The 15,623-nt window shown below is 37.7% G+C and carries 13 protein-coding genes; 12 read left to right on the top strand and 1 reads right to left on the bottom strand.

The window, feature by feature from the left end; all coding sequences use genetic code 11:
* Positions 1-27 precede the first annotated feature (27 nt).
* From dxs to D3873_RS06400, 8 genes are all read left to right on the top strand, one after another.
* Positions 28-1,932, top strand: coding sequence for a 1-deoxy-D-xylulose-5-phosphate synthase (gene dxs / locus D3873_RS06435; RefSeq protein WP_119883279.1), 1,905 nt, complete (start codon positions 28-30; stop codon positions 1,930-1,932).
* Entirely contained in the window at positions 1,929-2,753 is an 825-nt protein-coding gene (locus D3873_RS06430) for a TlyA family RNA methyltransferase (RefSeq protein WP_119883278.1), read from the top strand. Before dxs ends, D3873_RS06430 begins: the two co-directional genes overlap by 4 nt.
* A 155-nt stretch (positions 2,754-2,908) precedes the next feature.
* Positions 2,909-3,358 carry a transcriptional regulator AhrC/ArgR gene (ahrC, locus tag D3873_RS06425; RefSeq protein ID WP_119883277.1) on the top strand — a complete coding sequence of 150 codons (450 nt, stop codon included), beginning with the start codon at positions 2,909-2,911 and terminating at the stop codon, positions 3,356-3,358.
* 16 nt (positions 3,359-3,374) lie between these two features.
* A complete protein-coding gene (gene recN / locus D3873_RS06420) occupies positions 3,375-5,066 on the top strand; it encodes a DNA repair protein RecN (RefSeq protein WP_119883276.1) in 1,692 nt (563 codons plus the stop codon).
* 46 nt (positions 5,067-5,112) lie between these two features.
* On the top strand, positions 5,113-6,060 hold the full coding sequence (locus tag D3873_RS06415) for a SpoIVB peptidase S55 domain-containing protein (RefSeq protein WP_119883275.1): 948 nt from the start codon (positions 5,113-5,115) through the stop codon (positions 6,058-6,060).
* Between the two features lie 366 nt (positions 6,061-6,426).
* Positions 6,427-7,218, top strand: coding sequence for a sporulation transcription factor Spo0A (gene spo0A, locus D3873_RS06410; RefSeq protein ID WP_119883274.1), 792 nt, complete (start codon positions 6,427-6,429; stop codon positions 7,216-7,218).
* Positions 7,219-7,443: 225 nt separating this feature from the next.
* On the top strand, positions 7,444-9,015 hold the full coding sequence (locus tag D3873_RS06405; protein ID WP_119883273.1) for a flagellar assembly protein A: 1,572 nt from the start codon (positions 7,444-7,446) through the stop codon (positions 9,013-9,015).
* Positions 9,008-9,736 (top strand): glycerophosphodiester phosphodiesterase, encoded by a 729-nt coding sequence (locus D3873_RS06400; RefSeq protein WP_119883272.1) that lies wholly within the window; start codon positions 9,008-9,010, stop codon positions 9,734-9,736. Before D3873_RS06405 ends, D3873_RS06400 begins: the two co-directional genes overlap by 8 nt.
* 187 nt (positions 9,737-9,923) lie before the next feature.
* Here D3873_RS06400 and D3873_RS06395 read toward each other — a convergent pair whose 3' ends face one another.
* A complete protein-coding gene (locus D3873_RS06395) occupies positions 9,924-10,166 on the bottom strand; it encodes a DUF2627 domain-containing protein (RefSeq protein WP_119883271.1) in 243 nt (80 codons plus the stop codon).
* A 118-nt stretch (positions 10,167-10,284) separates the two neighbouring features.
* Between D3873_RS06395 and D3873_RS06390 the strand changes: the two genes are divergently transcribed.
* From D3873_RS06390 to buk, 4 genes are all read left to right on the top strand, one after another.
* Entirely contained in the window at positions 10,285-12,327 is a 2,043-nt protein-coding gene (locus D3873_RS06390; RefSeq protein WP_119883270.1) for a sigma 54-interacting transcriptional regulator, read from the top strand.
* A gap of 130 nt (positions 12,328-12,457) precedes the next feature.
* A complete protein-coding gene (gene yqiS / locus D3873_RS06385) occupies positions 12,458-13,369 on the top strand; it encodes a phosphate butyryltransferase (RefSeq protein ID WP_119883269.1) in 912 nt (303 codons plus the stop codon).
* A 30-nt stretch (positions 13,370-13,399) separates the two neighbouring features.
* Positions 13,400-14,497: a branched-chain amino acid dehydrogenase gene (bcd, locus tag D3873_RS06380; RefSeq protein ID WP_119883268.1), complete on the top strand. Its 1,098-nt coding sequence runs from the start codon at positions 13,400-13,402 to the stop codon at positions 14,495-14,497.
* Positions 14,498-14,524: 27 nt separating this feature from the next.
* Positions 14,525-15,607 carry a butyrate kinase gene (buk, locus tag D3873_RS06375; RefSeq protein ID WP_119883267.1) on the top strand — a complete coding sequence of 361 codons (1,083 nt, stop codon included), beginning with the start codon at positions 14,525-14,527 and terminating at the stop codon, positions 15,605-15,607.
* Positions 15,608-15,623: the final 16 nt, after the last annotated feature.

Below are 15,623 nucleotides of genomic sequence, written 5' to 3'. Positions count from 1 at the left end.
GAAATTTATTAAAGGTGTGTGGTATAGATGGATCTATTATCAATAAAAAATCCATCCTTTCTGAAAGACTTGTCCACCGATCAATTGGAAGGCTTGAGTCAAGACGTTCGTGACTTTCTTATTGAAAAATTATCGGTAACAGGAGGACATATTGGTCCTAATTTAGGTGTTGTTGAGCTAACAATTGCTTTACATCGAATTTTTTCAAGTCCGGACGATAAATTTATCTGGGATGTAGGGCATCAAGCTTACGTTCATAAAATTTTAACAGGACGTGCTTCGGAATTCGATACATTACGTCAGTATAAAGGATTATGCGGTTTTCCTAAACGAAACGAAAGTGAGCACGATGTTTGGGAAACGGGGCATAGTTCTACTTCTTTGTCTGCAGCAATGGGAATGGCGGCAGCTCGTGATATTAAAAAAGAAACAAATTATGTCGTACCAATTATTGGAGATGGTGCGTTAACAGGCGGAATGGCATTAGAAGCATTAAATCACATCGGTCATGCAAAAACAGATATGATTGTGATTTTAAACGATAATGAGATGTCTATTGCTCCAAATGTTGGTGCATTGCACACCATTCTTGGGAAGTTACGAACAGATGGTAAATATACGAAAGCGAAAGACGAGTTAGACTATTTATTGAAAAAGATTCCTGCAGTTGGTGGGAAATTGGCTGCCACAGCTGAGCGTGTAAAAGATAGCTTAAAATATTTACTTGTATCTGGTATGTTTTTTGAAGAGTTAGGATTCACATACATTGGTCCTATTGATGGCCATAGTTATGAAGAATTAGAACGTAATTTACGTTCTGCTAAAAAAATGAAGGGCCCTGTACTGGTTCATGTCATTACGAAAAAAGGAAAAGGTTATAGTCCTGCTGAGCAAGATAAAATTGGTACTTGGCACGGAACTGGCCCTTATAAGATGGAAACAGGTGCATTCTTAAAATCTTCCACTACTGCTCCTTCTTGGAGTGGCTTAATTGCTGAAGGTGTTCAAAAGGCAGCTCGTGTAGACCCTCGGGTAGTGGCAATTACACCAGCTATGCCAGTTGGGTCCAAGTTGGAAGGCTTTGCGAAGGAATTTCCTGATCGAATGTTTGATGTCGGGATTGCAGAACAGCACGCAGCAACGATGGCTGCTGGACTTGCGACACAAGGCATGAAACCATTTCTAGCGATATATTCTACGTTTCTTCAGCGAGCGTACGACCAAGTATTACATGATATTTGTCGTCAAAATTTAAATGTTTTTATCGGAATTGATCGAGCAGGGCTTGTTGGTGCCGATGGAGAAACACATCAAGGGGTCTTTGATATTTCCTTCATGAGATCACTTCCAAACATGGTTTTAATGATGCCTAAAGATGAAAATGAAGGACAGCATATGGTGCATACTGCATTTGCTTACAATGATGGTCCAATTGCTCTTCGTTATCCGCGAGGAAATGGACTTGGAGTGGAAATGGATGCAGACTTAAAAGAAATTCCAATAGGTTCTTGGGAAGTGTTAAAACCCGGTAAAGATGCGACCATTCTAACGTTCGGAACAACTATTCCTATGGCGCTTGAAGCTGCTATGGCATTATCGAATAACGGAATAGACGTAGAAGTCGTGAATGCACGTTTTATCAAGCCTTTAGATGAAGAAATGCTCCATCGAATTGTCCGAAAAGATACACCTGTACTAACAGTAGAAGAAGCTATTTTACAAGGCGGATTTGGCAGCAGTATTTTAGAGTTTTATGAAGAATATAACTATTCTTCTGATCTTATTCATCGAATGGGGATTCCAGATCGCTTTATCGAACATGGAGAAGTCGACCTGCTATTAAATGAAATACATTTAACGAAAGAATCGATTGTCTCTACAATTGAAAAAGCAATAAAAAACGATCCTCAAAATCGACGTGTTGTACTATGACGAAATCTCCTAAAGAACGAGTCGATTTGCTCTTAGTAGAACGTGGGTTAGTAGAGACTCGAGAACAAGCGAAGCGTTCAATTATGGCGGGAATCGTCTTTTCTAATGAAATTCGGTTGGAAAAGCCCGGTGAAAAAATTGCGATCGATGCCCCTCTACAAGTGAAAGGTTCCACGATGAAATATGTCAGTCGAGGTGGCCTGAAACTTGAAAAAGCGATTGATCTATTTGAGTTAGACCTCTCGAATCAGTTAGTCTTAGATATTGGTGCTTCTACTGGCGGGTTCACTGATTGTGCGTTACAGAGCGGTGCAGCCCATTGTTACGCTTTAGATGTTGGTTATAATCAATTGTCTTGGAAATTACGAAACCATTCTCAAGTTACTGTCATGGAACGAACTAATTTTCGGTACGTTACTGCGGCGGATTTAGAAAAAGGGATGCCAACATTTGCAACAATCGACGTGTCGTTTATATCACTAAAATTAATTTTACCCGTTTTAAAAACGTTACTTGTACCTGGTGGTGAAATTGTTGCGCTCATTAAGCCTCAGTTTGAAGCAGGCAGGGAACTGGTCGGAAAAAAAGGAATTGTTCGAGAACCTAAAACGCATCTTCTAGTGTTACGAGAAATAATTGCCTTTATGGAAACATTGTTTGAAGTGAAGGGATTAACATATTCTCCAATTACCGGTGGGGAGGGAAATATCGAATTCCTTGCTTATCTACAAAACAATCCCACTTCTAATACACCAGATCGATTAGATAAGTTAATCGAACAAACTGTGCGCGATGCACATGAGACGCTAAAAGAGAAGTAATAAAACCACTTAAATCTTTACACAGATTTAAGTGGTTTTTACGTATGACCGGTACAAGAAGGGAGTTCAACACGATTCGTAAATTCTTGTTTACGTACATTTACAATGGTAGGATATTAATAAAGAAGTATATTTATACAAGCAGGAGGTTCATTTTGAGTAAAGGTCAACGTCATATTCGCATTCGTGATTTAATCTCAAAATATGAGATTGAAACACAAGACGATTTAGTGGAGTTATTAAAAGTTGCAGGGTTTGAAGTCACACAAGCAACTGTTTCAAGAGACATAAAGGAATTACATTTGGTAAAAGTACCTTTACAGGATGGTCGCTATAAATATAGTTTACCTGCAGATCAACGATTTAATCCAATGCAAAAATTGCATCGAGCAATGACCGATGCTTTTGTTAGTATCGATGGAGCTGGTCATTTTCTTGTAATGAAAACACTGCCAGGAAATGCACATTCAATTGGTTCATTAATTGACCACTTGGAATGGGAGGATATCTTAGGAACCATATGCGGGGATGATACTTGTCTGATTATTTGTAAAAGTACAGAAGATATTGAGACCATAAAAACTCGCTTATTAGACATGCTTTAATGAAGGAGTTCGATGTATGTTAAAAGAATTATCGGTTAAAAATTTTGCAATTATCGAAAATTTACATGTCTCATTTCAAACAGGTATGACGGTTTTAAGTGGTGAAACTGGCGCAGGAAAATCGATTATTATTGATGCTGTCACCTTACTTTGTGGCGGGAGAGGATCGACAGAGTTTATTCGCCACGGCGCTCCTAAAGCAGAACTAGAAGGCCTTTTTGATGTAGAAGATGCCACAATCGAACTGAAAACTATTTTAGATGATCATGGCTTAGAGATAGAAGAAGAGTTGCTCATCTTACGAAGAGACATCGCACTATCTGGAAAAAGTATTTGTCGTATTAATGGGAAATTAGTTCCTTTAAGTATTTTACGTGAAATTGGTAGTCATTTAATTGATATCCATGGACAGCATGAAAGCCAAGAGCTTATGGAAGAAAAAAATCATTTACCGTTACTTGACTCTTATGGCGGTGAAAAGATTATTTCTTTAAAAAATCATTACTACGTTCTTTATCAAAGGTATACAAAACTAGTAAGTGCTTCCAAAAAAGCTACCGAAAACGAACAAGTACGTGCTCAAAAAATGGACTTGTATTCTTTTCAACTAAATGAAATCGATGCACTTCAACTTGTTGTAGGGGAAGATGAAAAGTTAGCTGAACTCCGTAAACAGGGAGTGAACCACCAAAAAATAGTGGAAAAATTAGCAAATAGTTATACCAGTATTCAAGAGGAAGGTCATGGGCTTGATTGGATTGGCAAAGCAATGAGTGACATGAATGAAATAAGTGATATTCATCCAACATACGCTGAACTAGCAGAAACGATCTCATCTGCTTTCTATTCGCTTCAAGATGTCAGTTATGCTATAAAAGATGCGATGGATTCATTAGAAATTAATGAAGAAGAATTAATTGCAGCTGACGAACGTCTCGAAGCAATTAATCAAGTGAAAAGAAAATATGGTCATACGGTAGAGGAAGTCTTGGATTATCGAGATCGCGTGGAAGAAAAATGGCTCGCTTTAAAAAATCATGATGAAAATTTACAGCAATCACAACTAGAAATAGAGAAACTTGAAAAAGACATGCAGGATATTTCGACTGAATTAACGATCATTCGGAAAAAGCTTGCTCTCAATTTAAAGTCTGATATTGAAGAGCAGCTGAAAGATTTATACATGGAAAAAGCAACTTTTACTGCACACATTGAGAGTGCGGAAGCATTTCGAAAAGATGGAAAAGATCAAATATCTTTTTACCTTTCTCCAAACAACGGAGAACCCGAAAAACCGGTGGCAAAAATTGCATCAGGTGGAGAATTATCACGCATTATGCTTGCGCTTAAATCGATATTTAGTAAGCATCAAGGTGTCACTTCAATCATTTTCGATGAGGTAGACAGTGGAGTAAGCGGACGAGTTGCACAAGCAATCGCAGAAAAAATTGCGAAGATATCCATTGGCTCTCAAGTGCTATGTATTTCCCATTTGCCACAAGTAGCTGCTATGGCAGATCATCACTATGTAATTCAGAAAGAATCTGTAGAAAATCGGACGGTTACGTCATTAAAAGAAGTAACTTCTCATAAACGAGTGGAAGAAATAAGTAGAATGATGTCTGGTGAAAAAGTGACTGATACGACATTACGACATGCCTCTGAACTGATTGAGATGGCGGAAACTCGAAAAAATTACCTTTCATAATTGAATGATCTGAACACATCCTACGATATAGAGAAGGAGGTGAAAAATGAAAAAACTGCGCTCATTTTTTGCTGCTTGTCTGTTGGTTAGTATGTGTTCATTTTCTTTTTCATATGCATATGCGGAATCACTCATTCCAATGGGCGAGTCGATTGGCGTTGAGATGGATTTTTCCACCTATACTGCGCAACATGATGTGTTGTTAGAAAGTGGAAAATGGGTGAAGGCTGGAGATCAACTAATTTCATGGAACAATCAATCCATGGATTCTGAAAAAACGTTTTCGAAAATGCAGCAGGATGTGCAACTTCGATCTTCCGAAATAATCATCAAGCGTGATAAAAAGAACCACTCCTTGATATTAACGAAAGAAGAATCGAGTGGTATGAGTTACATGTTTTCTAACAAAGCAAAAGGAATCGGAACACTGACGTATATTAATCCTGCAACACATCAGTTTGGTGCGCTAGGTCATCCAATTCTCATTCACAATCAAGTGGATGTTACAAAATTTATCGCAGGGGATATCTTTGAAACCGAAATAATTCGTGTTCAACGAAGCTCACCAGGGATACCGGGATATAAAATTGCGAAAAACAGTCTTTCCCCGACAAAGTTAGGAAAAATACTTTCCAATAAGCCTCTTGGGATATTTGGAACGATTTCTGAGGAACAAATGAAATCTAATCCAACAGTTGAAACAGCAGAAATTCAACAAGTGAAAGAAGGAAATGCGATCATTCGAACGACGATTGCTGGTAAAGAAGTTCAGGAATTCACTATTAATATTACAGACGTACATCCACCTTCCTTTTCCTTTGAAGTTGATGATCAACAGTTATTAAAAAAAACAGGCGGTATTCTACAAGGAATGAGTGGTAGTCCCGTTCTGCAAGATGGGCTTTTCATTGGTGCTATTACACACATGGTCGTGGAGAAACCAATGAAAGGAACTGCAATTGGAATTGAAGAAATGATAAAAGAAGCAAGCTAAAGAAAAAAATTTTTGCGAGGCTGGGACAGATGTATGTTTTGTCCCAGCCTCGTTTTTACAATTGAGTAATCGTCCCCATTTGTTAAATCCTACAAGCATGATGTATGCCACCATTCGATTCGCTAAAGGATTAAAACAGATAGATTGATGTAAGTATGGTACATTTGGCAATTTTTGATACAATAAGATAAAGATTATTCGACAAATTGTTGGAAAAGAGTACCAATCGTCGAAATGTGACGGAATTATCATACTCTTCGCTCATTTTTTTCATTTAGAAAGGATTTCCAGATGCGATGTCGAAATCAGTCTGTGGAAACAGGGAGTTATGTGTCACTTGTTTAACCATTATTAGGGGGAATATTGGTGGAAAAAGTTCGAGTTTTTATTGCAGATGACAATAAGGAGTTAGTAAATACGTTAGAAGCGTATTTAAACAATCAAGATACGATTGAGGTAATTGGTACGGCGAATAATGGTAAAACGTGCCTTGCACAAATTCAAGAAGAAAAACCGGATGTTCTGTTGCTAGATATTATTATGCCACATTTAGACGGAATCGCTGTTTTAGAGCAACTAAAACAACAACCTGATCTGAAAGATCTGCCAGTAATTATGCTAACGGCTTTCGGTCAAGAAGATGTTATGAAATCTGCTGTCGAGTATGGGGCTTCTTATTTCATGTTAAAACCATTTGAGTTTGACCAATTAGTAATGAAAATTATTCAAATATCTGGAAATGAGCAACTAAAAACAACGAGAAACAGTGTGTTACAGCCTTATGCAAATGCTCCTAAGTCACAAAAGGTAATTGATACCACAATTACAGCAGTAATTAAAGAAATTGGAGTTCCAGCTCATATTAAGGGATATTCTTATTTAAGAGAAGCGATTCATATGGTGTATGTGGATATTGAATTGCTTGGTTCCGTAACGAAGGTGTTATATCCAGACATCGCAAGTAAATTCAATACAACTCCTTCTCGAGTTGAACGAGCTATACGGCATGCGATAGAAGTTGCGTGGAATAGAGGAAATTACGAGTCCATTTCGAAAATGTTTGGCTATACGGTTCATCATTTGAAAAGTAAACCAACAAATTCTGAGTTTATCGCGATGATTGCAGACAAAATCCGATTAGAGCACATGGCTAGTTAAAAACTAGTGAAAAAAATAATCAACAATAGCTCATTCGTCACACTGTAAATTCTTTTCCAAAAGAATTTACAGTTTTTTCATGTGTTTATACCATTATTGAATGCATATAAATGGATAAGAAGCTTCATTTTCTAAATATACTAAAAATGGTATGATTAACTATACGTAGATGATGGAAAAGAGATAGAGACCATATAGTAGAGCTTGGTAAGGGGAGAAATAAACTTGTTAACGCTAGAAACAAACTATTTTCATATTACGGAAGACCAGTCAAAAGTAAAGATTAAAGTGATAAAATCAGGTGCATCTCTAAGAGATATTGATCAATTAATACGAACAAATTCTCGGATTAAATTGACGAATATCGCTGCTTTAAAATCGATTCTCGTTTCTCCGTCGGAAGAAGAAGTTGAAATCGGATATTTAGTTCCAAACGTGGAGTTGGATATAACAAAAGATGAAATGTCTGCTATCCTTACGATTCATGAATTCGACGTGTCGAACCAAGACAACATTGCATCTATTGAATTAGAAGTAGAAGAACTATTAGAACGAAGTGGGATTGTGCACGGGATTAAAGACATCCATTTTAATGAAGTAAGACCAGGTAAACCATTTGAAATTGCCAAGGGCATTCCACCAATTAAAGGACAAGATGCTTTTATTACATACAAAGAAATGCCTGACCGAAAACCGATTATCACTGAAACCGGCAAAGCAGATTATTATGATATGAACTTTTTAGAAGAAGTGAGTATTGGTGATTGGTTAGGTGAAAAGACAGAAGCACAAGAAGGAACAAGTGGAACGACCGTACTAGGAAATAAAATTCCGGCTGAAAAAGGTGCAGATACCAAATTTTTATACGATCGAAAAACGGTAGAAGAGAAAATGGTAAATGGTAAATGGACGTTAGTTGCAACTGTTGCAGGAGTGTTAGATGTTCAAGATGGTGTAATGGGCGTTAGTAAACATTTAGTGATCAATGGAGATGTTGGACCAGAAACGGGTAACTTGAAGTTTGACGGGTCTATCACGATTAGAGGAACTGTCTTATCTGGTTTCTCAGTTGTAGCTGCTGGAGATATAGCAATTGAAAGTACGGATGGAGTTTTGAATGCTGGAAAAATTCATGCTGTCTATGGGGATATATTTATTCGAGGTGGGATTTTCGGGAAAAATGAATCTACCGTTGAAGCTGGCAAGAGTATCTATATAAAACATGCTAATGAAGCAATTTTGCATGCAAAAGGTGATGTACATATTGGTTATTATGCGTTAGGATCTTTCATTCAAGGGAAGAATGTTTTTGTGGATCCTCACAAAGGGAAAATTATAGGTGGTCAAACAGAAGCAGTGAACAAAATTGTCACTGGAACTTCAGGCAATCATTTAGAGCGAAAAACTATCCTAATCGTTTCGGGAATTAACAAGATTGCCCTTCAAGATGAATTGAAAGTAAAGGCTAGCATCTTAAAAGAGTTACAAGCGGACGAAGAGAAATTATCAAACCAACTCACACAATTTCAACGATTACAAGATAAGGCAACGGATGAACAAAAGAAACTAATTGATCAAGTGAAAAATCAACTAGATGAAAAACAAAAAACGGTTCAACTAGTGGATAAGGAAATTCAAACAGTGTTAATTAAATTAAGAAGTCCAATGGAAACAGAAATTTCCATTCACACGGAAGCTTTTCCTGGCACTGTCATACAAATTGGGCATAAATCCAAAGCGTTAACGTCCGTTACGAAAGGGACATTTCTATTAGAAAATGGTGAATTAAATGTCTAATCTCCCAATTTATGCGCATCGTGGTGCATCTGCTTATGCGATGGAAAATTCCTATCTTTCATTTACGAAAGCATTTGAATTAGGCGCAGACGGCTTAGAATTCGATCTTCAATTGACAAAGGATGGCCAACTTGTAGTGACGCATGACATTGACTTTGTACGAGTTGCAGGGAAAAGAAAAAAAGTGACGGATTTAAATTTAGAAGAGGTGAAAAAATTACGTATTGGTAGAGGGTTTTGGAGGAAATGGTTTGGAGATAACGTTCTGACATTTGAGGAAGCAATTCAATTTGCAAATGAGCATAACATGCGACTTAATATTGAATTAAAAGAAACGTTAGTTGGTCAAGAAACGATATTGTCTGCACTTGCAATTCGACAGTATAACGGATTGCCTTTCCACTACTCTTCTTTTCATGTAGAAATCCTAAAATATTTAAAATCAGTTAACACCAACTGCCCGACAGCATTTATAGGGACGAAAAAAAATCTATCGGAGGATTTTTCCTCATTATCCTTCGCGGATGACCTCCATTTCCATAAACGCTACTATTCAATAGAGTTGTGTGAGCGGGCGAATCGTGCAAACAAGGGACTACGTTTTTATGGTGTAACAGGAAATGAGTCGTTTTTGCGTGAGCCATTTCAAGATGTGAGAGGATGGATCACAGACTATCCTGATAAAGTTCGAGAGGCAATGAATCGTTCATTTCCTTCATAGGTTTTGTTGATTAAAATAGCCTAGTGAACTACCGAGCAACCTTTGCTCGGTTTTTCTTTTTTCAAAAGACTGTTCCTAAAAGATAATCGTTTCAACATTTTCTTTTAGAAAAGACGGTGTAATGCTTTTAGATGTAACTATTGGAACGAACAAAAAAGACGTACATACAAGGACGTCTTGGAAGAGTTTATTTCTTTCTTTGAGCAAATTTCGGTTGTATTTTTCCATTTTTGCGATCGCGACGTAGTAAAAATCCAGCAAAAAATCCGAGACCTAGAACGATAAATACAGTTCCGACAAGTAATTGAACACTTAAAAAAGGAAATGGGGAAATGAGTTTTCCAAAGAGAGTATCTCGAACAAGTTTAATACCACCTGCTGCCATTACTCCTGGAATTAATAAGATAATGAAAGCGATTAATCGTTGCAAACTATTGCCTCCTTATATTCGTAAATAGTTTACTACTTCTATACCGCTTGTCAAGATTCGACAGAAAACGTATGCTTAACCTACCATGCAGTTTTTTGCAGACAACGAGGTGAATTATATGCAACAAGTGTTAATCATCGGAGGAGGTCAAGGAGGTAGTGCGATTTTACGACTCCTAGCTTCAAATGAATTTTTTCACATTGTAGGTCTTGTCGAAATCAATCAAAATGCCCCTGCTATTGAGATTGCTAAAGATTTGTCTATACCCATTTCCAACACATGGAATGATTTGATGAAAAAGCCAATCGATATCATTTTTGATGTGACAGGAAAGAAGGATGTCTTCGAACAGTTACTTATAGAAAGAAAACGGGAGACTGTTTTAATTCCAGGAACAGTTGCAAATATGTTAGTAAAATTATTAGAAGAAAAAGATCAAATTATGCATCAAGTAAAAGAAGAGTCAAGCATTCGTCAATTAATCTTTGATTCCATTGACGAGGGTATGGTCGGTGTTGATCAAAAGGGAATCATTAATTTTTTTAATAAAAGTGCACAAAAAATGACGGAAATAGAAGAAAAGGCAGCTATTGGAAAACATATTAACGAAGTGATTCCTTCGAGTGAATTACCAAGAATTTATGAGTCGGGTAGATCAGAGTATAATCGTGAAATGCTTTTACATAATGGGTTAAAAATTGTGACGTCGCGTTTTCCGATTATTGATGAACGTGGAAACCGGCTAGGGTCTTTTGCTGTTTTTAAAGATATTACGGAAGTTGTAAATTTGGCTGAAGAAATCACTAATTTGAAAGAAATTCAAACTATGCTTCAAGCAATCATCCAATCAAGTGATGATGCAATTTCAGTCGTGGACGAAAATGGGAAGGGGTTGCTGATTAATCCAGCGTACACTCGTATTACTGGACTAGAAACGTCGGATGTAATTGGGAAACCCGCGACAGCAGATATTAGCGAAGGGGAAAGTATTCATTTAAAAGTTTTACAAAAAAAGCAACCTATTCGTGGAGTGAATCTTCTTGTAGGGCCAAGTAAACGAGAAGTAATCGTAAATGTAGCACCAATTCTCGTTAATAATCGGTTAAAAGGTAGTGTAGGTGTTATACACGATATGACGGAAATTCGTCATTTGATGAAAGAGCTTGATCGAGCAAGGAGTATTATTCGAACTCTAGAATCGAAATATACCTTTGATGATATCGTTGGGAAAACAAACGAAATGGAATTATCCATTGAACAAGCAAAATTGGCTGCAAAAACACCTGTGACGGTTCTCTTACGTGGAGAATCAGGGACAGGCAAAGAGCTTTTCGCACACGCTATTCATTCTGCAAGTGATCGGAAATACAATAAATTCATCCGAGTGAATTGTTCGGCTAGTGAGCCTTTACAACTAGAAAAGGATCTATTTGGAGAAGAAATCATTGTATCGAATAGCCAGGAGATTCAAGTTAGAAGAGGATTACTAGAAGAAGCTAATTTAGGCAGTATTTTCTTAGATGAAATTGGTGAACTCTCTGCTTCCACACAAGCAAAATTACTTCGAGTCTTGCAAGAATCCGAACTTACAAGAATAGGTGGAAAGGAAACAATTCATGTAGACGTTCGTGTCATCGCAGCAACGAATATTCATATGGAAAAAGCAATGTCCCAAGGTATTTTTCGAGAGGACCTTTATTACAGGTTAAATCGAATGCCAATTCAAATTCCTCCACTACGCAGTAGAATACAAGATATTCCTTTGTTAGCAGATAAGCTGCTAATTAAGCTGAACCAAGAGTACGGCCGAAATGTGGAACAAATCTCTAACCGTGCAATGAAGAAATTACAAGAATATGAGTGGCCAGGAAACGTCCGAGAACTCGAAAATATGATCAGCAGAGGAATGATATTTATGAATCCTGCAGAAAATACATTGGATGTGCAGCATTTTCCTTTTTCTATGTTTCAAGAAACCAACTTACTTTCGAATTCGCCACATCAAACAATCCCTTTAACCGAACAACTTGAAAAAGTGGAAAAGGAAATACTTCAGCATGCGCTAAGTTTAGCGAAAGGAAATAAATCGCAAGCTGCTCGAGAGCTTGATGTGTCCCTTCGTACGTTATATTACAAATTAGATAAGTACGGATTAACATGATTATGCAATATTTTGCATGGTTTGAAAGCATTTGCATAGTGGAATTGAACATAAATTAGCAATTAAAGCGCTTTCATTGTTGAGATTACAAGCATTCTTATGCTTAAATATAAGAGGACGAGGTGATGAAATGAAATTACAAGATTTAATTCATCATGCTTCTGAGTCATCAGATAACGTTGTGGCAGTTGCTGCTGCAGCAGACTTAGAAGTTTTAGAAGCGGTAAGTATGGCGCTTGAACAAAACATGGCCAGCTTTCGACTATATGATGATGAGCAAAAGTTAAAAGAACTAATCGCATTACATTTCCCTCACTTAGTTGGGCATCCAAAAATTTATAAGCAACATGTGAAGGATAATCAACAAGCAGCAATCGCAGCCGTAAGATCAGTGAATTTAAATGAAGCGAATGTATTAATGAAAGGTCATTTACCCACGGCGATGATTTTAAAAGCAGTACTTAACCCGGAATACGGTTTACGTACAGGGAAAGTTCTTTCTCATGTCGCAGCATTTGAAATACCAGGCTATGACCGCTTGATATTCGTTACAGATGCAGCGATGAATATTGCTCCAGATCTTTCACAAAAAGCACAAATCATTCAAAATGCCGTTAAAGTAGCGCATTCTGCTGGAGTGGAAAATCCTATCGTTGCTCCATTAGCAGCTGTGGAAGTAGTGAATCCATCTATGTCACCGACACTGGACGCTGCGGCATTAGTAGCAATGAACAATCGTGGACAAATCTCGGGATGCATAGTAGATGGTCCACTCGCTCTAGACAATGCTATTTCAGTCGAAGCAGCGAAGCACAAAGGACTCACTTCAACAACAGCAGGTAAAGCGGATATATTGCTTGTACCGAACATTGAATCCGGAAACATATTATACAAATCGTTAGTGTATTTTGCTCAAGCAAAAGTTGGAGCACTAATTGAAGGCGCGAAGGCACCAATCGTATTAACGTCTAGAGCAGACAATGCAGAAAGTAAACTACATTCGCTCGCTTTAGCAATCAGTTCTTCAAAAACGAAAGAATAACTATTGTCGATCATTAGGAGGAATAGGAAAATGGAAATTTTTAGCTATTTAGAAAAGTACGATTACGAACAAGTGGTATTTTGCCAAGATAAAACATCCGGATTAAAAGCGATTATTGCCATCCATGACACTACATTAGGACCAGCACTAGGTGGAACTCGTATGTGGACATATGCTTCTGAAGCAGATGCAATAGAAGATGCACTTCGTTTAGCAAAAGGAATGACATACAAAAATGCAGCTGCTGGATTGAATTTAGGTGGCGGTAAAACCGTCATTATCGGAGATCCATTAAAAGACAAAAATGAAGAAATGTTCCGCGCATTTGGTCGCTTCATTCAAGGCTTAAACGGTCGTTACATAACTGCAGAAGATGTTGGTACAACTGTTGCGGATATGGACCTTATTCATGAAGAAACAAATTTCGTAACAGGTATCTCACCGGCATTCGGTTCTTCTGGTAATCCATCTCCGGTTACTGCTTACGGTGTGTATCGTGGAATGAAAGCTGCTGCAAAAGAAGCATTTGGCACAGACTCACTTGAAGGAAAGAAAATCGCAGTACAAGGTGTAGGTAACGTTGCATATAATCTTTGCCGTCACTTACATGAAGAAGGCGCGATTTTAACTGTAACAGATATTAATAAAGAAGCAGTTCAACGTGTAGTAGACGAATTTGGCGCAACTGCAGTAGATATAAACGATATTTACTCACAAGACGTTGATATTTTCGCTCCATGTGCACTTGGCGCAATTATTAATGATGAAACAATTCCACAGTTAAAAGCAAAAGTAGTTGCTGGAGCTGCTAATAACCAACTAAAAGAAACAAAACATGGTGATATTCTTCATGAAAAAGGGATCGTATATGCTCCTGACTATGTCATTAATGCTGGTGGAGTGATTAACGTTGCGGATGAACTATACGGCTATAATCGTGAACGTGCGATGAAACGTGTAGAAGGTGTGTATGACAATATCGAAAAAGTAATCGAAATTTCTAAACGTGACGGAATTCCAACGTATCTTGCAGCTGACCGTTTAGCTGAAGAACGTATTGCTCGTGTTGGAAAATCTCGTAGCCAATTTTTACAAAATGAAAAACACATTTTGAGTGGACGTATTTAATTGTCTCAATTCTGAGGAGGAATCATGATGCAAGAAGCATCTTATCGAATTCTTGTCATTAATCCGGGTTCCACATCGACCAAAATTGGTGTTTTTGAAAATGAAGTTTTATTAATGGAAAAAACAATCCGTCATTCTGCAGAAGAAATTGGAAAGTTTGGTTCCATTATTGATCAATATGAATTTCGAAAAGAAACAATTTTAGAAGCATTGGATGAAGAAGGAATTAATATTTCGAAGTTATCAGCCGTCTGTGGTAGAGGCGGCTTGCTTCGTCCAATCGAAGGCGGAACGTACGCAGTAAATGACATGATGTTAGAAGATTTACGTAAAGGCTTTTCAGGGCAACATGCTTCCAATCTAGGCGGTATCTTAGCTTTTGAAATTGCTTCCGGTTTAAATATTCCATCTTATATTGTAGATCCAGTTGTGGTTGACGAATTGGATCCCATCGCACGTGTATCTGGATTTTCATTGATTGAACGAAAATCCATTTTTCATGCACTAAACCAAAAAGCAGTAGCAAAACGGTATGCAAAAAAAATCGGCAAATCCTACAAAGATTTGCGGCTTATCGTCACACATATGGGTGGGGGAATTACAGTCGGAGTTCATCAAGGGGGACGTGTTATTGATGTGAATAACGGATTGCACGGTGATGGACCATTTAGTCCAGAACGTGCTGGATCTGTTCCAATTGGAGATCTAGTAGATTTATGTTTCTCTGGTGAGTATTACCGACATGAAATTATGAAAAAACTCGTTGGACAGGGTGGGTTAATAAGTTACCTTGGAACAAGTGACGCAGTTGCAGTAGAAAAACGGATTGCGAAAGGTGATAAAGAAGCAGCCTTAATTTATGATGCAATGGCTTATCAAGTTGCAAAAGAGATTGGTGCTGCCAGTACAGTATTAGAAGGACAAATTGATGCAATCCTGCTAACCGGTGGACTAGCTTATGGAAAAGATTTTGTTGAATCGATTTCGAAGCGCATTCATTATTTAGGAGAAATTGTCGTCATACCAGGTGAAAATGAATTGCAGGCTCTTTCAGAAGGCGCAATCCGTGTGTTAAATGGAGAAGAAAATGCAAAGGTTTATCCGAACTGAATAGGAGGGGTACGAC

Origin of the sequence: Paenisporosarcina cavernae (assembly GCF_003595195.1) — a bacterium.
Taxonomy (GTDB): Bacteria; Bacillota; Bacilli; order Bacillales_A; family Planococcaceae; genus Paenisporosarcina; species Paenisporosarcina cavernae.
The sequence above is the reverse complement of the archived record's forward strand: the minus strand, read 5'-3'. Positions and strand labels throughout refer to the sequence as shown.